Raw genomic sequence first — 20,389 nt, 5'->3', positions numbered from 1 at the left:
TTAGTCAGATCATATAATGCAAAAAAGGTTGGCCCTAAAGCCAACCTTTTCTGTTTTCAACCCTTTACTGCTATATTAAACTATTTTTAGCGCAAAAGGTTTGCTATCATACCTAACAGGCTTAAAATACCTGCAGTACTTTGTAAGTCTTGTCACGGAAAACAAACGTTTCACCGCTGGTTTTACCAGCCATCGCCTTGTAAAGTGGTGACATACCTGAAATGGCGTAAAACGACTCTCCGTCTATTTTCATCTCTCCCAGGCTAACACCTATAAAGTAGTTCTGCAGTTCCGTCATCACCACCGCTCCAAATGATACTTCCTTGTTCTCTTTCGTTGAATTCACCCGTTTAAGAACTCCCATGGTCGTGATCAGTTCATCAAGTTGACGGGCATACATATCCCGCTGTATCTGACAGGCCTCCCTGAATGATTCAAATTTGTCCTCAATTGCGCCATGGTGCTCGTTAGCACTTTCCTGCGCCTCGTCCATGGCCTCTTTCGCTGCCTGTATTTGCATATTTAATAACCTGGTGGACTCCTGCAGTAGTTTTTTCTTCAGTTCAAGTTCTTGTGTTAGCGTCATCATGATATATACATTATCCGGTAAACGATCAGTTTTGGAGGGTGTCAAAATATCTATGTTTGCTTATAACTCCGAATGACATGGAATGTTTTAAATACGTATAAACAGTAATATTCTGACTCGCAATTGCAATATTAAGCCGATTCCCAGAAGACCTATAACGCAAAAAGTACGTGAATGTTGGGTGCAGTTACTATAAAAATCTCAGCCCAGATAGGGAAGTTTCAGGATTTCATGTAACTTATACCGCACTACCGGTTCTGTGTTGTCGGAATTTACCAGGAATCCCAAAACGCCTCTATTCATGAAACACGCTTTACTTCTCTTGCTGTGCCTCTTGATGGTTTGCCTGCAGGCCAAAGCCACACATATAGTAGGTGGTGAACTGGAAATAGAGCATCGCTCAGGCTATACCTACCGCATCACGATGAACCTCTACTTTGACGATGTAAACGGTACACAGGGCGCACGGGATCCTTCAGCCAATATCCGGATTTTTGACAAGCTGAACAACCGCTTCATGATGGATGTGCAGCTGCCCCTGCGCAGTGACACCTATGTGAACTATACCGATATAGCCTGTACGATCGGAGAGCTGCGTACACGGCGCATTGTATATTCTCAGGATGTGGTCTTATCGCCTAATATGTTTAACAGTCCGCAGGGCTATTATATGGCCTGGGAGCGTTGCTGCCGTAACCGTACGATCAATAACATTGTGATGCCGGATGCGGCCGGCCAGGTGTTCTACATGGAGTTTCCGCCTGTTACGAGAAATGGCTCTCAGTTCGTCAACTCTTCTCCCCGCCTGTTCCCGCCGCTTAGCGACTATGCCTGCGCCAACGAGCTGTTCTACTACGACTTCAGCGGCACAGATGCTGACGGCGACTCGCTGGTGTATGACATGGTTACTCCGCTTAACGGGTACGCCACTGCAGACCCTACCAATGCAGCTCCCATCGCCAGACCTGCACCCTATCCTGAGATCAGATGGCTGCCCGGTTATAACCGCGAAAACCAGATACAAGGCACCCCTCCTATTATCATTGAAAAGCAAACGGGTAGATTGACGGTACGCCCGGATCGTATTGGCCTCTTTGTATTCGCGGTGCGTGTGCAGGAGTATCGCAATGGCGTGAAGATAGGCGAAGTGCGACGCGACTTCCAGCTCCTGGTAAAAGACTGCCCCCGCAACGAGAGTCCTGCCGTGCAGGCCAGGGTGAACGGTCAAACCACCAATTACAAGCGAGGAGATGTGATCCGGATCAGCCCGGATGATGCCCGCTGCCTTAACGTAGAGTTTACCGATCCGGATCCTAATTCCAGGATTACACTTTACGCGCGTCCTGTGAACTTCAGCAGCGACCTCTATACCTTCTCAGGCACTACCAGTGGAGTCGTGAACGTACCAGGCGGGCAGGAGTCGCTCAATGCGACCGTTTGCTTTGATGAATGCTTTGACACGGAGGGACAGGTCTTTAAGCTCAACCTCATCGTGAAAGACAATGGTTGTAGTCTGCCAAGGCAGGATACACTGCAGGTGAGCTTTGTGATTGATCCTATACCTAACGAACCGCCTTCTATCCAGTTATCAAAACCTGATCGCTTGTTCACTGTGATGGAAGGTGATGTGATTGACTTCAACGTGCTCGGATTTGATGCCGACAACGACGAGGTCACTATCTCAGCCAGGGGGTTGAACTTTGATATGAACTCACTGCCAATCAACTTCCAGGGCGGCAGCGGCATTGGGCAGGTACAGTCGCCCTTCAGTTGGCAAATAGACTGCGAAACGCTCAGGCAGGACGCTTATCAGATCGAATTTACGGCGACCTCCATGGTGTGCGGCGAAGAACTGACAAGAACTGAAATCATAGAGGTGCGAACAGACTACCCGAATCAGATACCGGTGCTGACAACTGATAAACAGGTATTGGTATTTGAGGTGGACCTGAATGAACCTTTCGAGGCTAATTTTAATGGTACTGACCTGGATGGGCATTTGCTCAGCATGCTGGCACGTGGCGAGAATTTTGACCTGGACAAAATGGGGATGACTTTTACGTCGACAGGCGGACTGGGCGCAGCTACCGGCAAGTTTAACTGGATAGCGAATTGCGACGCTTTCCAGCAGGGTGTACTGCGAGTTGATTTTATCCTGCAGGAAGATGCCTGCGCACCGTCCCCGCTGCAGCTGATTACGATGGAGTTCAAAGTGAAAGTTCCAGATTACAAAACCTTTATTCCGCCCAACATCTTCACGCCGAATGATGACGGCCTGAACGACTTTTTTGAGATACCCGGTATGCCGGCTGACGTGTGCACGAGTGCCTTTCAGCACATCCGCATTTACAACCGCTGGGGCAAAGAAGTGTTCGCCAGCACGGCGCACAACTTTAAGTGGGACGGCAAGGACGTGAACGACGGGGTATACTACTATGTGATCGACTATGGTGCCGATAAATTCAGAGGATCTGTGACGCTGGTGCGCTAATGCAATCAGGTCATAAAAAGAATAACCAGGTATAGTGTGAGCCAGAGCGCGCCCAGGAAGTGCCAATATGTATTGAGCATCGAGAGTTGCAGTCGGCGGTACGGGTCGCGGATAAAGATGAGGCTGCGTACGCCATCGCTTGCCATATGAGCAGTCTTGATGAGCAGAAAAGCCAGGAAGATCATACCGCCCAGCAGGTGCAGCAGGTGCAGTGCCGTGATCAGGTATAGGTAACTGCCCGAGGCTTTGCCGGTGAAGTAGGCTCCGGAGACAGTCAGCTCGCGCCAGCCCAATATCTGGGCGCCGATAAAGGCCACTCCCAAAAGAAAGGTACCGGCCAGGTAACGGGTCATTTTCCGGAGTTTATCCTTCTTGTATATGCGGGGAACTTTGCTGATGGTGTAGCTGCTGAAAAGCAAAAGCAGCGTGCTGACGCTGAAAAACTTAGGAAGAGAGAATTGTTCACTACCGAAACCGCCCGTCCGAACAAAAGCTACCACCAGCACAAAGAACAGTACGCCAATACCAACCATACTCAGGTATAGCAACATCCGTATCGGGTGCAGATGCTCTATTTTGCCAAATGCTGAGCCCTGGCGTGCGTCTACCTTATTCTTTCTATCCTGGTTCATGTCGAGTCATATCCCCCGAGCATTCCCGTCTTATGGCTGCGGGCCTTCTCTTTTCAATTTGAATGAAGGGTAATTTGTCTATTTCTATATACCATCTAGAGGGGTTTATAGTTTTGAAAATGCTTCACAAAAAATAAGATTTCACAGTGTTATTCATGATCTGAAGTAAGTTTGACCATTGCAAGAAAATATTCAGCCTGCTTTCTTGAAAAAATACCTGCACTAAACCTCAACTACCGCTTTACCTTTCTCGGCTGTTTTGCGTTAGCAGGAGTACATGCTACATCAAGCTCATTTATGACCAAATTTTTACTGACTTTACTTTGTATTTTATCTATTACCGCATCTGCGTGGGCACAGCAGCACCGTATACCTTATACGGCCAACAACAGCATGCAAGTGAGCCTGGAGGGAGAAAGTAACACTTACGATTTCCAGTCCAATAAAATGCTGGTGCGCTACGATCAGAATACCCGTAAGCTCGAGTGCCTTTTGCCTATCGAGAACCTGCTTCCGGCTAATGATTCCAGCCCGGTAGCCATGGTGCAGGACATCTTTTTTGTATCCCGCTATCCGGATCTTTACATCGAAATAGAAGCGCCGATCGAGCAGATCAATGCCGGAAACCGCAACCGACAGACACTGAACAGTAGAGTATTTATCAATATACAAGGTATCATTAAAGAAATAGTCGTCCCGGTCACCTTTACGCCTGATCGTAACATGATCACCTTCAGTACCAGTTTTGAACTGATGCTACAGGACCTGCGTCTGCGGGTGCCTGCACGCTATACCTCCAGGCTGACGGGCCGCATGCTGTTCACGATACACAGTGCACGCTGGGCCGACATCAGGAACCGCTAAAAACACATTGCTATGCGCCTATTGCAGGCTGCCCGCCAATTTACGCTGTTGCAGGTACTCCGAAACACCCTCTCCTACCTGCTGCTTCTGGCCCTGCTGACAAGCCGGCCCACAGCTGGCTATGCCCAGAAAGTAGCCCTGGTGCTGAGCGGTGGGGGTGCAAAAGGTATAGCGCATGTGGGAGTACTGAAGGCGCTGGAGGAGAACAACATCCCGATCGACTACATCGTGGGTACCTCCATGGGTGGCATCGTGGGGGCCCTCTATGCGGCAGGCTACTCTCCCGCTGAGATCGAGTACCTGATCCACACCGAGGCTTTTCAGGCCTGGGCTACGGGCAAGCCGGAGCAGAACTATACCTACAACTTTGCCTCCCCGGACCCAAACCCCTCCCTGCTCAAACTGCACGTAGCACTAGACTCGGCTTTCCAGGCCAAGCTCACATCCAATCTCGTTAACGATGCTTCACTCAATTTTGCCCTGGCCCAACTACTCTCCCAGCCTGCTGCCCGTGCCGGCTACGATTTCGACAAACTCATGGTGCCCTACCGCTGCGTAGCCGCAGATATCTTCACCCAACAGCAGGTGATCCTGCACAAGGGGCAGCTCGCCGATGCAGTGCGGGCCACGCTTACGGTGCCCTTGTTCTACAAGCCCATCCGGATAGAGAAGCGCCTGCTCTTTGACGGTGGGTTGTACAACAACTTTCCTGTGGACGTAGCCCGAAATGACTTCAATCCGGATATCATCATTGGGGTGAACGTATCGTCCAAAACCTACAGCGAGTACCCCTACGACAAAGATGATTTCGACCTGGCTTATACCTTGCTCTACGCCATGATGTCGAACTCCGACTCGACGGCTCTGCATGAAAAGGACATTTACCTGCAGCCTGAGCTGGGCAACCTGACTTCACTTGATTTTAAAAATGTAGAGGACTTTTTCGCAGCGGGTTACAAGGAGGCGAATACGAACATGGAGCAGATCCTGCAGAAAATAAAACGCAGGGTAGGTCCTGAGCAGCTCAGTGCAAAGCGGGAGAAATTCAGAAGCGGGTTTCAGCCACATGCCTTCCGCAACGTCGAGATACAAGGCCTTAAAAGAAACCAGCAGGGTTTCGTAGAGCGCTTTTTCAGAAGTTCGCAGGGGGACGGCTATACCATACAGGAAGTAAAAACGGGCTATTTCCGTTTGGCTGCCATTGATAACTTCCGCAACCTCTACCCGACCATGCGTTACGACAACAAGGCCAAGACTTATGACCTGCTCCTCAACGTGAAAAAGGAGGACGGTTTGAAGATCGCCCTGGGAGGCGTCCTGGCGTCCCGCCCGATCGACAATATATACGCCGGTCTGGAGTACAGTGTGCTCGGTCGGCAGCTCTATACCTTTGCCGGAAGTTTTCAGACGGGCAGGTTCTACCAAGGCGCTCAGTTGCGGACGCGCATTGACGTGCCTGCCAGCTTGCCTTATTATGTGGAGCCCGCCTTTACCTATAACCACTGGAATTTTCTGTCCACCACGGGTTTGCTGCTGGAGCGTAACAACCTGCCACTGCTGGAACAAACCGATCGCAACTTTGCCGTTAATTTGGGCTTCACCAATACCTACAAAGGCAAGCTGGTACTAAGTGCGGCTTATGCGCAGCACATCGACAGGTATAGCAACCGCCTTGAGATTCAGCGATCCGACACACTCGATCGCACGGCAACCAGCGGCATGACTGCAAGCGCCACTTTCAGGCGTGGCGGGCTCAACCGTAAGCAGTACCCCTCAGGCGGGCGCATGTTCACGGCCACGGGCCGACTGGTCAGCGCTACCGAAAAGTATAGCCCCGGCTCAACGTCCAATGCAATACAGGAGCTCTCATCAGATCATAACTGGTTTTATGGGCGTTTGCTTTTTGAGGACTTTCTGGGCAATGGTAGCCACCGTATTGGCTACAGGCTGGAGGGCGTGATTTCGACGCAGCCTTTCTTCAGCAACTACCGCTCTACCCTGACCATAGCGCCGGCCTTTCATCCTTTGGCTGACAGCCGCACGCTGTTTCTGGATCGGTTCAGGGCACATGAATTTGTGGCGGGTGGACTGCAATACGTGTACCTGATCACGCCCAGACTGGAGGCCCGCACCGAGGGGTATGTGTTTCAGCCCTACCGGCCAATTCTTCAGGACAGTGACCAGCAGGCGTACTATGGAAAGAAACTCACAGGTACGGGCGTGGCTGCCACGGCAGCTGTCGTTTACCATGGCATCCTGGGCCCTGCTGCGCTGAGTCTGAATTATTACAACGACCAGACCAAAGAATGGGGCGTGCTGTTTCACCTTGGCTTTCTGCTGTTTCAAAACAAAGCATTAGAGTAGCCCGGGTGGTGAGTCTGACAGTTCGGGCGGGTGAATCTGCTTTTTGGAAGGAATGGTCTCCAACTATTTCCCACTTACCCAATAATCTCTATATTTGGCAATTACAACCAACCCATACCTGTATGAAAAAACTATTTGCTCTTTTACTTGCAGCTGCCGTACTGCAGTCCTGCTCACAGACAAGCACGACCAACGAAGGTCAGGAAATCACCACAGCTGCTACTGAAACGGATGCGAATACCTATGGCGCTTCATTCACGGAAGACAACGTACTCTCTGCGGGTCAACTACAGCAGGCTGTAAGTGGAAACGACTCTATACAGGCTACCGTTGCTGCTGAGATCGTGCAGAGCTGTCAGTCAAAAGGATGCTGGATGGATGTGAAGCTGGAAGATGGCAGCACGATGAAAGTAACGTTCCGCGATTATGGTTTTTTCCTGCCGGTGGAGGACCTGTCAGGCAAAACGGCTGTATTTACAGGTATAGCCAGGCATGAGGTGATCTCAGTAGATGACCAGCGCCACTTTGCCGAGGACGCAGGCAAGTCAGCTGAGGAGATTGCCGCTATTACCCAACCAAGAGAAGAACTGCGCTTTGTGGCAGACGGCGTGAAATTGAAATAGGCAGCAAAGCCATACCTATACCTGAGCGGCTGTTCTTCCAGAGCAGCCGCTTTTTTTATACCTGTCCTTTGGGTTCACCTGGCCGTTTACGCTTGCCAGATGTCATATTTTAAAGTCATCGGTACTTGGCAGCCTGCGTCCGGTTCTCTATTTTTACAGATCAAACAGAAATACCTTATGGCCCTAGCAAACGATCCGGCTACTGAGATTCAGGAGCTCACCCAACGCATAAACTACCTCAATTACCAATACTACCAGAACAGCATTTCTGAAGTCTCTGACTACGAATTTGACATGATGCTCGAGCGGCTGCAGCAACTGGAGCAGCAGCACCCGGAACTGCGCCAGCCCAACTCCCCTACCCAGCGGGTGGGCGGCACCATCACCAAGAGCTTCAAAACAGTGTACCACAAGTACCCGATGCTCTCGCTGAGCAACACTTACTCCGAGGAAGACCTGCGGGAGTTTGACAAGCGCGTGCGCAAGATCGTGGGTGACGAGGTGGAGTATGTGTGCGAGCAGAAGTTTGACGGGGTAGCGATTAGCCTGACTTATGAGAACGGTGAATTTGTACAGGGCGCCACCCGCGGCGATGGTACCCGTGGTGATGATATTACAGCCAATGTGCGTACCATCCGTGACATTCCGCTGCAGGTGCACGGCAAAGACTACCCCGAAAGCTTTGAAGTGCGTGGTGAGGTTTTTCTGCCCTTGCAGGTGTTTGAGCAGCTGAATGCCGAACGTGAAGAAGCCGGTGAGCAGCTTTTGGCTAACCCCCGCAACGCCGCCTCCGGTACGCTCAAGCAACAGGACTCAGCGATCGTAGCCAGCCGTAAACTGGGCTGTTTTTCTTATGGCTTCATGAGCTCTCCCAGTCCGTTTGACACACACTCGGAGAGTCTGCAGGCTATCCAGAAATGGGGCTTTAAGGTATCCGATACCTGGCGAAAGTGCAGCTCCATTGATACCGTGCTGGACTACATCAACGAGTGGGAACAGAAACGCCACGAGCTGCCGATCGCCACAGACGGTGTGGTCGTGAAAGTGAACAGCTATGCCCTGCAGGAAGAACTGGGTTATACCGCCAAGAGTCCGCGCTGGGCGATCGCCTACAAGTACCCGGCTATGAGTGCTGTAAGCCGCCTGCTTGACATACAGTACCAGATCGGGCGTACCGGCGCCGTGACCCCTGTGGCCATCATGGAGCCCGTGCTATTGGCCGGAACAGTTGTAAAAAGAGCCTCTGTGCACAATGCCAACGAGATACAGCGTCTTGACCTGCGTCTGGGAGATATTGTGCACGTGGAAAAAGGCGGTGAAATCATACCAAAGATCACCGGTGTGGACTTCAGTAAACGCCCTGCCGACTCGCAGCCGATCATCTACCCGACACATTGCCCGGCCTGTGGTACCGAACTGGTGCGCGCCGAAGGCGAAGCGAACTTCTACTGCCCGAACGAGGAAGGCTGCGCCCCGCAGATTCAGGCTAAACTGGAGCACTTTATCTCCCGCAAAGCCATGAACATTGACGAGCTCGGCCCCAAAACCATCGAGCAGCTCTACAATGCCGGATTTGTCCACAACGTAGCCGATCTGTATGACATTACCTTCGAGCAGTTGGTGAACCTGGAACGCATGGGTGAGAAATCAGCCAACAACATCCTTAACAGCCTGGAGAAATCGAAGCAGACACCTTACGACCGCGTGCTGTTTGCCCTGGGTATACGCTACGTGGGGAGCACCGTGGCTAAGAAACTGGCTGAGCAGTTCCCAGATATTGAGTCACTGCGTGGCGCCCTGTACGAAGAACTGATCGCGGTGAACGAGATTGGCGACCGCATTGCGCAGTCGCTGCTACAGTACTTCAGCAGACCAGAGCATCAGGAACTGATTGAGCGCTTAAAGGCCTCCGGTCTGCAGTTCAAGGGTGAAAACACTGCTCCTGAAATGGAAAGCGATAAACTTGACGGTAAGACCTTTGTGATATCAGGCGTGTTTGAGAGTGTGAGTCGCGAGGAATTGCAGCGCATCATTGTCAGCCACGGTGGCAAAGTGGTCAGTTCTATCTCAGCCAAACTCTCCTACCTCGTGGCCGGTGACAAAATGGGACCTTCCAAACTCGAGAAGGCTAACAAACTCGGCATTACCATCCTCTCTGAGGACGAGTTTCTAGGGATGGTCAGCCATTAACCTTACCACCCCTGCAAAAAGTAAGCGCCGGTCTACAAGAGGCCGGCGCTTACTGATTTACAAACAAACAATAAAAACAATTAAACTTTAAAACAGGCCTTTAAGCCCATATACCCAACACATCATATCAGCTGGGGTTTATGCTACAAATGGAGGCATTTAAGCCGATAAATAAAAATGAAATAGACGAACAGCTGAAAAGGATATACAAACAACCGTTTCTCGCCTTTTCTGATTTGATCTTTTAAATTGAAGCTTTGATAGGGCTCGTTTGCCCTTCTGTATAGTATAGGCTCGTGGTTATATGGAAGCAACGTAATATTGCTTAACTTCAGCAACAGACTTACGTTTAGATTCGCTTTCATCACCCATTAGCATTACAGCCTTGAACTTGATAGCCCTACCACCATTTACCATGAAAAAGCGGTACAAATTAGCCATACATGTGGCAGCCTGGGCGTTTTTTGGAGCTTGGATCTTCTACATTCAGTTTCAGCGCGGCCTTTCTTTCAATAAGGCCGTTGACTCACTGGTGGGATTAAGCTTTGCCATGATGATCTTCTACCTCAACTGGTATGTGCTGATCCCCCGCTTTCTTGCCCGAAACCAGATCTTTGGATACCTGGGAGTTGTCCTGCTTACGCTGACTGCCGTCGCACTGGTACGCTCGCCTCTCGACTTTTACGTGTTCCGGGAGTTTAACCCGGGTATGACAATGCTCTACTCCTCTGATCGCATTCTCAATTATGTGCTGGCGGGCCTGATCGTAGTGTTCATCAGTTCGGCCCTGAAGGTAACCGGCAACTACATCCGCAATGAGCGGCGTAACAAGGAGCTTGAAAACCAGAAACTGGCTGCCGAACTGAATTTTCTGAAATCGCAGGTGAACCCGCACTTTCTTTTTAACACGCTCAACAACATTTACTCGCTGGCCTACAAGCAGTCACCCGAGACGCCGGATGCCATCATGAAGCTATCACTCCTGATGCGCTACATGCTTTATGAAAGCAACGACACGCTGGTGAGTCTGGAGAAGGAAGTAGAACACATTCAAAACTTTATAGACCTGCAGAAGCTGCGCCTGCGCGAACAGACCAGCATCCGCCTGAACGTGGAAGGTGACACATCCGGCAAACAGATTGCACCAATGCTGCTGATGACACTGGTGGAGAACGCTTTCAAGCACGGACTCGTGAGCCGCAACGAGGTGGGTATTACGCTCAACCTGGTTATAACGGATGACTGGCTCCAGTTCTCTACCGTGAACAACAGCAGTACTCACAAAAAGAAGGACTTTGGCGGCATTGGTTTGCAAAATCTAAAGCAACGCCTTAACTTGCTCTACCCTCACCGACACGAGCTGTATTTAGAAGAAAAAGACGATACATTTTTTGCTTCGTTGAAACTGTACTTCCAACCAAAAAAATAAACCTATGACCATCCGCTGCCTTGCCGTTGACGACGAGCCACTTGCCCTCGACATCATTGAGAGCTATGTGAGCAAACTGCCTTTCCTCAAACTCGTGAAAACGTGCTCCAGCGCCACGGAGGCCATGCAGGTACTGCAGGAAGAGCAGATCGACCTCATGTTTTTGGACATCGAGATGCCCGAACTCACGGGTATACAGTTTCTGAACATTCTTAAGAACCAGCCGCTGATCATTTTCACAACGGCTTATCCCAATTATGCGCTTGAGGGCTTTAACCACGATGCCGTGGACTACCTCCTCAAGCCGATTCCCTACGACCGCTTTCTGAAGGCTGTGACCAAAGCACAGGAACGCTTGCAGCGCAGCCATAAGTCACCGGAGGCCCCGGCAGCCGCCCCTGCCCCACATGTACCCGAGCAGGATTTCATGTTCGTGAAAGCCGACTACAAAACCGTGCGCGTCGACTTTGCCGACATCCTCTGGATCGAGGGCCTGAAGGACTACATCATCATCCAAACCAAGGACCAGAAGATCATCACGCTCCTGAGCATGAACAAGGCGATGGAAAAGCTGCCTGAGTCAAAGTTCATGCGCGTGCACCGTTCCTTCATTGTGGCCCTTCACAAGATCGACAGCATCGAGAAAAGCCGCATCCGCATCGGCAACAAGGAAATTCCGATCGGCGAGGTATACAAAGACCATTTTCTGCATTGGGTGGAGGAGAATAATATACAATAGGGCTTTGTCAGGTAAATACCAGAAGTATCAAATTAGGGATGAAAATTTAGGCAGCTGGCTTGCTCAATTGTTCAATACCTGATATGTCTACCTTCTGCTTGGCTTGCCACAAGTCATAATTCACCTGCAGATTAATCCAAAACTGAGGAGTGGTGCCAAATGCTGCAGATAATTTCCATGCCATCTCTGGACTGATTCCGGCATGACCGTTTAATATCATGGAGAGGTTCTTGCGGCTGATAAAGATCTTTTCAGCTATCTCAGTAATGGAAAGGCCTGTGCTATCCGTGTATCTCCTTAAAATCTTGCCTGGATGGGCTGGGTTGTACATTAACATCATTGCTAAAAAATTCTATTGGTAATAGTTGCCATTTGTTTGACTAATGGTAGTCTACATAATTAACATCCAACACTTCAATATTTTCACCGACAAACTTAAAAGTGATCCGCCAGTTTCCGCTAATCTTCACGGCCCAGTGGCCTTTGAGATTGCCCTTAAGCTGATGTAACCCATATCCCGGCACATTCAAGTCTTGGATCGAAATAGCGGCATGAAGCACCGTAAGTATCTCGCCAATTTTGTCTAAGTGCTGAGGGTTTAGTTTAGATCCGTCCCCCTTTAAGAAGAACTTTTCTAACCCCTTATGTTTGAAACTAACTATCACATCGCAAGTATAACCTGTTACGTTACAAGTTACAAGTTGTTTTAACGATAAATATATTGTCTTTAAAAAATTAAGCCGTTGGTTGCTTCCCAAAAAAAGCTTGATATGAGACACTAAACCCTAAACACTTGCAGATTCCGCTGGATAGTTCGAACTTCGTGCTTTGGAAAAACAGCGCATGATACAAGATAAATTAAAAGGAACGGGTGTTGCTCTGGTAACCCCTTTTACCAGCAACATGGCCGTGGACTTCGACGGACTACGCCAGTTGCTTGATTTTACCATCGAAGGTGGTGTGGAGTACCTCGTGGTAAACGGAACCACAGGCGAATCGGTCACCACCACCACTGAGGAGAAAGCTGAGATTCTGGCTTTCGTGAAGAAGCATGTAAACGGTCGTGTACCACTGGTATATGGTCTGGGCGGCAACAACACACAGCACGTACTCGACACAATCCGGAAAACTGACCTGGAAGGTATAGCCGCCGTGCTTTCGGTGAGCCCCTATTACAACAAGCCATCGCAGCAAGGCATCATCCAGCACTATACGCAGATCGCCGATGCCTGCCCGGTGCCGGTTATCCTGTACAACGTACCGGGTCGCACGGGCAGCAACATTGCCCCTGACACGACTGTGCGTCTGGCAGCTCACCAAAACATCATCGGTATCAAAGAAGCATCCGGCAACCTGGAACAGTGCATGCACATTGCCAAGCACAAGCCGGAAGATTTCCTGTTGATCAGCGGCGATGATATGCTGACCCTACCAATGATCGCATTCGGTGCTGTGGGTGTAATCTCCGTGCTGGCCAATGCCTTCCCTGAGAAGTTCAGCAACATGATCCGCCTGGGCTTGTCAAATAAATTCAAAGAGGCTTCTGACCTGCTATTCGACTTCGTGGACATCAACCCGATGATGTATGAAGAAGGTAACCCGGTGGGCGTGAAAGCCCTGCTGGAGCGCTTTGGCGTATGCGGTGGAGCAGTGCGTCTTCCTTTAGTGGAGGCTTCTGCCGGTCTGAAAGACAGACTCTACAAGAACCTTTAGGCTTAGGATTAAGGTATAGCATACAGAACGGGAAGGTTGGCAGCAGTCAGCCTTCCTGTTTTTTGTTTGCCCGAAAGATATTTTCGCTATATTCGTTTTCTTCCATTCTAATTCCTTACCACAATGCGTATACCTGCGATCCTGTTTTTAGTACTGAGCATGGTGGCCTGCAACAATTCCCCGGACCAGTCGCAGGCCAACCGGACGGATCATACGCACCTCCTCGAAACGGACACCAGTCTGGTGCAGGCACCTGACTCAGCCAAACTGCCCGCCGATGACGAATTGCAGCACTATACCCCTGACACTACTGATCTGAGTCCAGAGCCCAAATCCGCTGCTAAGATCATGATCGAAGGGCGTTTCCATAAGCACGAAGTATGGCAAGGTGCGGAGCAGAAGCCCTGGATGGCCTTGGTGCAGGATGACAGCGTTTTCCGGCTGCAGCCCAGCGGTATGCAGGTCACCACTTTTTTTGATCCGGTCTATGACAAGGGCCGGCAGGTACGCTCTGGGCGTGAAGTTCGGGGGGAGCACCCGAATACACTCCTTTTTGTGACAGGTATAGCCAAATTACAGGCCAGTGAAGTGGACACAGTAGGCTACCCGGATCAGGTGATTCTGCCGAATACTGCCATCGACCTCAGGTATAAAGGCAAGACCTATACCCTGGCAGCCAGCGGTGACAGCATCCAGCAGGAAGGCTCAGAGTCTTACTCGGTCCGGAACTACAGATGGACAGTGACAGGCACTAAAAACGGACGTAGGATCACACAGGAGTTGGCCTCTGACGAGAATTTCGAAAGTGCCATTTACGTACTCCTCTGGGTAGGCGACTTGGACCGCGATGGCATACCGGATTTACTGGCCGATCTATCCAACCATTTTAACACCTCCAAGGTCACCCTCTTTCTGTCTTCTCTTGCCGAAAAAGGAAAACTTTATAAGAAAGTAGCTGACTTCAAAACAGAAGCTTATCCCGAGATTGTACCTCCTGACAGTGTAGCAAAACCATAAATCTGCCTTAGCGTTATATACCTGCGAAAGCAAACGCAAGGTATAGCCGTGAGAAAACATAGAGGCGAACTCGACATTGACGAGGATATTCAACTGGAGAGCACCAACTGGAAAGTTCAGCGGGTAGCATGGGTTGTGATGAGCATCTTTGTACTGGCTGCCTTGCTCGGTTTTACCGGTGATGGTGGCATCGGCAATCTACAGAGCTTAAAAGCTGGCGACAGTGCTGAAGGACTCGAAGTAGAATATGAACGCTTTATCAGACGCAGTGCCCCTGCCGAAATCAAAGTGAAGCTGCATGCCTCTACCAGTGACTCTCTCACAGATTTACACCTCAGCAAAGACTTTTACGAGCAACTCAAAATAGACAAAGTGGTGCCTGAACCCGCCGAAGTCTATACTACCGTGCAGGGCATTACCTACCGCTTTGCTACGGCCAGGCAACCTTTTTCCGTTACCTTCTACCTGACACCAAAAGGAATGGGCTCGCTGCCTCTGCACTTCTCCACAGCCGAAAAACAGGTAGCTATCACACAGTTCATTCACCCTTAATTCGACCCTATGGAAACCGTTATCAGAGGATTGATCCTGTATGTTTTCCTGATGATCATTTTCAGGATAAGCGGTAAAAGAACCTTGTACGAAGCCACTGTTTTTGATTTTGTGCTCCTCCTGATCATAGCCGAAACTGCGGAGCAGGCACTCGTTGGCGAAGACCATTCCTTGATGAACAGCTTTGTGTTGATTATCACGCTGCTGCTTACCGACATCAGCCTTTCGCTTCTGAAACAGAAATATAAGGGGTTTGGAAATGTGCTGGATGGTGTGCCTGTGATCCTGCTCGATGACGGCAAACTGCTGCACGAACGGCTGAAAAAAGTGCGGGTGGACGAGGCTGATATTATGGAGTCGGCACGGGCGCTGCGGGGTCTGGAGCGACTCGAGCAGATCAAGTACGCCATTCTGGAAAAGGACGGTAAGATCACCATTATCCCGAAAGAACAGGAACAGAAGGAAATAGAAAAGGTATAGCTTTTTCAGGCTATACCTTGGGCTTTTGGTCTTACAGCAATGCCGCGTTATTTATCGCTCAGCACGTACCTGGCTTCCACTTCTTTCTTGATGTTTTCGAGTCCGTCCTCAAACTCCTCTCCCACTGTACTGTCGATCAGCAAACCTGAGAACTTACGAACCGGGTTGTCGCCCATGTATTTATCAAAGTGCCAGGTGAGTTTTGTGCCTTCTTCTGTCTCCTCTAATACAAAAGTGCTGTGCGCTTTGTCATCTTCTTCAAATTCGAGGTTGGTAACCAGTCGGCTGGGCGGTTCCGCCGCTACGATTGTCACAATGCCCTGCCCAATGCCGCGTCGCTGGCTGGTCCAGTTGTAGCGCGCCCCTATTGGTGGACCGGCGTAGCTAAGCGACTTACCGGTATCAATATGATGCCCAGGAAGCCAGTTAGGCCAATTCCGTAAGTCACTGAGCTGCTCATAAGCCACATCGGCAGGTGCATTGATGATGATATCACGCTGCAAATGGATCTGGCGAGGCAGACTGATGGATATGACGCCCAGTATGGCGATTAAAGTAACGGCTCCTAGCAGGAAAGACTTTAACACATGCATATAAGTGAGAGGTAAACGTAAAATTTTATCAATCCAAAGAAATTAAATACAATTTCGAAAATATCATAGAAAATGAAAAAAACCACAGCTGTTACGCTGTGGCCTTTCTCAGATGGAAATTCAATACTAATGTATAGTCACTTATACGCAATGGTGAAAAAAAGTATACAATATAGTATGGGCATTTTTAAAACCTCTGTACGCTAGTATCTTCCACTCCTATCAGGGGAGCCATAGTGGTCATCGCCGAAGTCTCTGAACTCGTCTGCATTTCCATACGAGGCATCGTGGCGGAAGCCATGATTGCCCCGGCTGTCGAAGTCACGGTACAGGTCGCCTTCCTCCGGATTGTCGTAGTTCGGGTTGTAGCCTGAGTTGTAACGGTAGCGGGTCCGCTCAAAGCGATCCGGGTCAGCAAACCTCGGGTTGCCCCTGCTGATGCGGTCCAGGTCGTTCTCTGAACCATACGGAAGTCCATACTCATCATGCCTTGGCACTCCGGTATAGTTGCTGGTATCATACATGGTGTTGTAGTAGTCCGCCATGTTGCCACGGTAGTTGCCTTCAAATCTATCACGCTCTTCGTGTCGTGCACGATACTGACGGCCAGCTCCTTCGTCTTCCTGTCTTCTGTCCCAGTCGCGTTGCTCTCTGCGGTACTGCTGTTGGCGCGGATGCTCCTCATGGTATTGGCGGCTGAAGTCGCCATAATTCTGATCTCTATAGTCTCTCATGTTTTTGCTTTTTTAAAATGACAGCCGCAGAGGACACTCTCCCCTGCGGCTGTTTGATTTTACATATTAATGACGATTGTGCCGGTCTTCGGAGCGGCGCTGGCGGTCATTCTGTCCCCAGCGGTCCATGTTGCTATAGTAACTATCTTCGCCGAAGTGATCTCGGCCCTCCGTATGGTTGCGGCCTGCAAAGCCTCCGCTGTAGTCATTGTCATACTGTCGGTTGCCCATCTCATAGCGTCGGTATGACTCGTAGTCGCCCATAGATGAGTGACCTCTGAAATCCCGGTCACCCCGCCCTACATCATGGCCGAAGCGTTCATCCGGCATGCCTGTTCGCATCCAGCTGTTTCCCTGCCGGCGCATGTCATCATAGTCGCGGTCGCTGTAGTCGGCCTGCGGGTCATAGTGTCGGCCTGAGTTATAGTCGTCGTTGGGTACATAGCTCATGCCGTAGGGGTTATCCTGCCCTCTGCGGTTGCGTGATGTAAAATCCTCTCCGCTGTACTGTGCACCGCCCGGCTGAAATCGACCCTGGCGCGAACCGTACTCATGATCTATGTTGGTGTTGAAAGTTCTTGTATCATAGTAATCGTCTTCCTGCTCACCATACCCGCTGTTAAAGTGCGAGTCCACGGTGTAATTGCCGCGGTCTGAATTCTCGCCGTGGTGATGCCCGTGTGCCCAGCGCGGCTCCATGTTACGATTATCGCGGTTTCCTTCTCTGTTGTTTCTCATAGCATTGTGGTTTTAATACATACATTATTGCTACTGTTTACGGGCATGTCCCTGCTTTGGGTTAAGGACGCTGCGTAAACTCCCAACCCAAATGTGCGTTTATAGAGGGTGTACCAATCAAGATAAAAAATGAACAGATATAATAACTGGCAGGACCGCCGGGATGAAAACAGACGCGACAATAACCGAAACGACGAATCGCAGTACAGAGGCGCCTACCGCCTGGATGAAGACAGTCACTACAGCACCTACAACCGCTCTGGTCAGGGCGACAGAGACCGCGATCGTTACAACGAAGACCAGGGGGGCGACTACATATACCGTCGCAGCCGCAATCTGCAGGACAATGACGACTATACCCAGCGCCAGTACCAGCAGAGTTACCGCGGCGGCTCACGCCAGGGAGCATACAGCGATTTTGGTGGCCGCTATGGAGGCAGCGCAGGTATGCGCGACAACCGCTCAGGCTACAACGACCCAAGGAGCAGCGAGCGCAGCAGCCGTCAGCAGTACGGGGACCATTACGTCAACCGTACATCCGGCAATTTCGACGGCGATTACCGTCCTGACAACTACCCGCATCGCCGCGACGAGAACTACGGGAACATGGCCGGATCGCTGAGCTTTGGCTATGACGGCGACCGCAACTCCGACCCGGACTACAACCGTCGCTACAACCCCATGACCGGCGAAATGCGCGAGCGTCAGCGTGACTACGAACAGCGACAGCCACGTCGCTATGGTCCGCCTGACCGCACTGGCTCCAACCCCGATTATGACCGTTACTAAGGTATAGGCATAACCTTGGGACCAATTCAGAGTAAAACTTAATACAACTAAAACAGATTGAAGATGAACGCAGATAAGAATAAAGACCAGAACAAAAGCAAAATAAATGAGGGCAACAAAGTGCCTAACATCCACCCGACAGCCAGGAAGAATCCATCAGAGCAGATTCCGCGCTCAGAGGAGAACGAACAGGCAGGTCGCGCCATGGGCAACGAGCCCCGCACTGGCGGCCGTCAGGGCGGTAAAAGCGTAGAAGACGGTGGTCAGGATGTAGGCAGTAGCGCCGGAAGTCACTAATCTTAAATAGTTTTCATAGAAGGAAGGCCGGGAATGACCCGGCCTTCCTTTTTTTATGCCTGTCCTAATTTCGTATCTTTGGCTATACCTGCCCTGTCGCGGCAGTGTATCACAGGTATGACCAGTCATTTCAGGTGTACTAGGTATAGCCGCCCAAGAGGCACAGAATTTTTGGATGAACCAGATCAAAGCACAGGAACACTTAGTTATCATCGGCAACGGCATTGCGGGCGTCACCCTGGCACAGCGTGTGCGGAAGCGGAGCGCCTGTCGCATCACCATCGTGTCGGCGGAGTCGCAACTGCACTTTTCGCGCACTGCGCTGATGTACGTGTACATGGGCCACATGCGCTTCCAGGATATTGTGCCTTACGCCTACTGGTACTGGCAGGAGCAGAAAATAGAGCTGGTGCACGACTATGTAGAGCGGGTAGAAACAAGTCACAAAAAGCTCGTGCTCCGCAATGGACCTCCCCTGCACTACGACAAACTGGTACTGGCCACGGGCTCCAGCGCCGCTTATTACGACTGGCCCGGCCAAACCCTGAAAGGCGTCCAGGGCCTCGTGTCGCTGCAGGACCTGGAGCTGATGGAAGCCAACACGGCAGGTATACAGCAGGCTGTAATCATAGGCGGAGGATTGATTGGGGTGGAGATGGCCGAGATGCTCCGGAGCCGCGGCATTGCTGTCACCATGCTGATACGGGATAAACTGTACTGGCACAATGTGCTGCCCGAAGAGGAGGCCCGGCTCGTGACCGACCACATCCGGCAGCACGGCATTGAGCTGTTGCTACAGGAAGAACTGCAGGAAATCCTGGCTGATGAAGCTGGCCGGGTACGTGCTATACACACGCGCAGCGGCAAAGAGCTGCCCTGCCAGTTTGTGGGCATCACCACAGGAGTGAAACCGAATGTTGATTTCCTTAAGGGCGCAGGTATAGAGACAGAAAAGGGTATACTGGTGAACGAGTTTTTTGAGACGAGCCAGCCCGATGTATACGCCCTCAGCGACTGCGCCCAGTTCCGCAATCCCGCTCCGGGCCAGCCGATGATGGAGCAACTCTGGTACACGGCCCGTCTGCATGCTGAGGCGCTGGCCTCCACCCTGCTCGGCGACCGAAAGCCTTACCAGCGTGGACCGTGGTTCAACTCCGCCAAGTTTTTTGATATTGAATACCAGACCTATGGTACAGTACCCGCCGTTTTCACGGAGCAGCAGGAGTCGCTTTACTGGCAAAATGCAAAGGCAACAAAGGCCATCCGACTGCTCTACGACAAGGCAACAGATAAGCTTTTAGGTATAAACCTACTCGGCGTCCGCTATCGCCACGACCTGTGCCATCACTGGCTGCAGCAGGGCTATACCTTGCACCAAGTCATGCAGGAACTTCCTGCCGTTAACTTCGATCCGGAGTTTTTCCAGCGTTACGAAGAAGAACTCCTCCGCCAGTACTACACTCGCTTCCCGGACCGGCAGCCGCCCGTCAAACACAGCACATGGTGGGAACTGCGCCAGCGCTTCGGGCTGTTTTCTGACTCTACTTCCTGTTAA

General features: G+C 50.8%; 21 protein-coding genes. 14 read left to right on the top strand and 7 right to left on the bottom strand.

The window, feature by feature from the left end:
- Positions 1 to 121 precede the first annotated feature (121 nt).
- Complete coding sequence (locus BW972_RS07535; RefSeq protein WP_007652687.1) at positions 122 to 589, bottom strand: hypothetical protein; 468 nt, start codon at positions 587 to 589, stop codon at positions 122 to 124.
- 301 nt (positions 590 to 890) lie between these two features.
- Between BW972_RS07535 and BW972_RS07530 the strand changes: the two genes are divergently transcribed.
- Positions 891 to 3,080, top strand: a complete 2,190-nt coding sequence (locus BW972_RS07530; protein WP_076421666.1) for a T9SS type B sorting domain-containing protein — start codon at positions 891 to 893, stop codon at positions 3,078 to 3,080.
- A gap of 5 nt (positions 3,081 to 3,085) precedes the next feature.
- Here the strand turns inward: BW972_RS07530 and BW972_RS07525 are convergent, their stop codons facing one another.
- Positions 3,086 to 3,712 (bottom strand): cytochrome c oxidase subunit 3, encoded by a 627-nt coding sequence (locus tag BW972_RS07525; RefSeq protein WP_007652689.1) that lies wholly within the window; start codon positions 3,710 to 3,712, stop codon positions 3,086 to 3,088.
- A 297-nt stretch (positions 3,713 to 4,009) separates the two neighbouring features.
- Here BW972_RS07525 and BW972_RS07520 point away from each other — a divergent pair, with 297 nt between their 5' ends.
- From BW972_RS07520 to BW972_RS07495, 6 genes are all read left to right on the top strand, one after another.
- A complete protein-coding gene (locus BW972_RS07520; RefSeq protein WP_007652690.1) occupies positions 4,010 to 4,576 on the top strand; it encodes a hypothetical protein in 567 nt (188 codons plus the stop codon).
- Positions 4,577 to 4,588: 12 nt separating this feature from the next.
- Entirely contained in the window at positions 4,589 to 6,940 is a 2,352-nt protein-coding gene (locus BW972_RS07515; protein WP_076421665.1) for a patatin-like phospholipase family protein, read from the top strand.
- A 122-nt stretch (positions 6,941 to 7,062) separates the two neighbouring features.
- On the top strand, positions 7,063 to 7,563 hold the full coding sequence (locus BW972_RS07510) for a DUF4920 domain-containing protein (protein ID WP_076421664.1): 501 nt from the start codon (positions 7,063 to 7,065) through the stop codon (positions 7,561 to 7,563).
- 177 nt (positions 7,564 to 7,740) lie between these two features.
- Entirely contained in the window at positions 7,741 to 9,753 is a 2,013-nt protein-coding gene (gene ligA, locus BW972_RS07505) for an NAD-dependent DNA ligase LigA (RefSeq protein ID WP_076422107.1), read from the top strand.
- Positions 9,754 to 10,168: 415 nt separating this feature from the next.
- Positions 10,169 to 11,182: a sensor histidine kinase gene (locus BW972_RS07500; protein ID WP_081490419.1), complete on the top strand. Its 1,014-nt coding sequence runs from the start codon at positions 10,169 to 10,171 to the stop codon at positions 11,180 to 11,182.
- 4 nt (positions 11,183 to 11,186) lie between these two features.
- Positions 11,187 to 11,921 (top strand): LytR/AlgR family response regulator transcription factor, encoded by a 735-nt coding sequence (locus BW972_RS07495; RefSeq protein WP_076421663.1) that lies wholly within the window; start codon positions 11,187 to 11,189, stop codon positions 11,919 to 11,921.
- 46 nt (positions 11,922 to 11,967) lie between these two features.
- Here BW972_RS07495 and BW972_RS07490 read toward each other — a convergent pair whose 3' ends face one another.
- Together BW972_RS07490 and BW972_RS07485 are read right to left on the bottom strand one after the other, a co-directional pair.
- Positions 11,968 to 12,252: a HigA family addiction module antitoxin gene (locus BW972_RS07490; protein WP_317042629.1), complete on the bottom strand. Its 285-nt coding sequence runs from the start codon at positions 12,250 to 12,252 to the stop codon at positions 11,968 to 11,970.
- Positions 12,253 to 12,301: 49 nt separating this feature from the next.
- Complete coding sequence (locus BW972_RS07485) at positions 12,302 to 12,586, bottom strand: type II toxin-antitoxin system RelE/ParE family toxin (RefSeq protein WP_007652701.1); 285 nt, start codon at positions 12,584 to 12,586, stop codon at positions 12,302 to 12,304.
- A 178-nt stretch (positions 12,587 to 12,764) separates the two neighbouring features.
- On the opposite strand from BW972_RS07485, the gene dapA reads away from it, so the two are divergent.
- The 4 genes from dapA to BW972_RS07465 all read left to right on the top strand — a co-directional run bounded on the left by dapA (position 12,765) and on the right by BW972_RS07465 (position 15,683).
- Positions 12,765 to 13,634, top strand: a complete 870-nt coding sequence (gene dapA / locus BW972_RS07480) for a 4-hydroxy-tetrahydrodipicolinate synthase (protein ID WP_007652702.1) — start codon at positions 12,765 to 12,767, stop codon at positions 13,632 to 13,634.
- A gap of 123 nt (positions 13,635 to 13,757) precedes the next feature.
- Positions 13,758 to 14,651 carry a hypothetical protein gene (locus tag BW972_RS07475; protein ID WP_007652703.1) on the top strand — a complete coding sequence of 298 codons (894 nt, stop codon included), beginning with the start codon at positions 13,758 to 13,760 and terminating at the stop codon, positions 14,649 to 14,651.
- Between the two features lie 48 nt (positions 14,652 to 14,699).
- Positions 14,700 to 15,203: a hypothetical protein gene (locus BW972_RS07470; protein WP_076421662.1), complete on the top strand. Its 504-nt coding sequence runs from the start codon at positions 14,700 to 14,702 to the stop codon at positions 15,201 to 15,203.
- A gap of 9 nt (positions 15,204 to 15,212) precedes the next feature.
- A complete protein-coding gene (locus tag BW972_RS07465) occupies positions 15,213 to 15,683 on the top strand; it encodes a DUF421 domain-containing protein (protein WP_007652706.1) in 471 nt (156 codons plus the stop codon).
- Positions 15,684 to 15,730: 47 nt separating this feature from the next.
- Here BW972_RS07465 and BW972_RS07460 read toward each other — a convergent pair whose 3' ends face one another.
- The 3 genes from BW972_RS07460 to BW972_RS07450 form a co-directional block, all read right to left on the bottom strand.
- On the bottom strand, positions 15,731 to 16,276 hold the full coding sequence (locus tag BW972_RS07460; protein ID WP_076421661.1) for an SRPBCC family protein: 546 nt from the start codon (positions 16,274 to 16,276) through the stop codon (positions 15,731 to 15,733).
- Between the two features lie 203 nt (positions 16,277 to 16,479).
- A complete protein-coding gene (locus tag BW972_RS07455) occupies positions 16,480 to 17,010 on the bottom strand; it encodes a hypothetical protein (RefSeq protein WP_007652709.1) in 531 nt (176 codons plus the stop codon).
- A 66-nt stretch (positions 17,011 to 17,076) separates the two neighbouring features.
- On the bottom strand, positions 17,077 to 17,748 hold the full coding sequence (locus BW972_RS07450) for a hypothetical protein (RefSeq protein WP_007652710.1): 672 nt from the start codon (positions 17,746 to 17,748) through the stop codon (positions 17,077 to 17,079).
- A 129-nt stretch (positions 17,749 to 17,877) separates the two neighbouring features.
- Here BW972_RS07450 and BW972_RS07445 point away from each other — a divergent pair, with 129 nt between their 5' ends.
- From BW972_RS07445 to BW972_RS07435, 3 genes are all read left to right on the top strand, one after another.
- Complete coding sequence (locus tag BW972_RS07445) at positions 17,878 to 18,537, top strand: hypothetical protein (RefSeq protein ID WP_076421660.1); 660 nt, start codon at positions 17,878 to 17,880, stop codon at positions 18,535 to 18,537.
- Between the two features lie 63 nt (positions 18,538 to 18,600).
- The gene (locus tag BW972_RS07440; protein WP_076421659.1) at positions 18,601 to 18,834 is read left to right on the top strand and encodes a hypothetical protein; all 234 of its coding nucleotides are present in this window, start codon (positions 18,601 to 18,603) and stop codon (positions 18,832 to 18,834) included.
- A gap of 175 nt (positions 18,835 to 19,009) precedes the next feature.
- A complete protein-coding gene (locus BW972_RS07435; RefSeq protein WP_076421658.1) occupies positions 19,010 to 20,389 on the top strand; it encodes an NAD(P)/FAD-dependent oxidoreductase in 1,380 nt (459 codons plus the stop codon).

Source organism: Pontibacter lucknowensis (assembly GCF_900156415.1).
In the GTDB taxonomy this organism is placed as follows: Bacteria; Bacteroidota; Bacteroidia; order Cytophagales; family Hymenobacteraceae; genus Pontibacter; species Pontibacter lucknowensis.
This window is presented reverse-complemented; position numbering and strand designations above follow the sequence as displayed.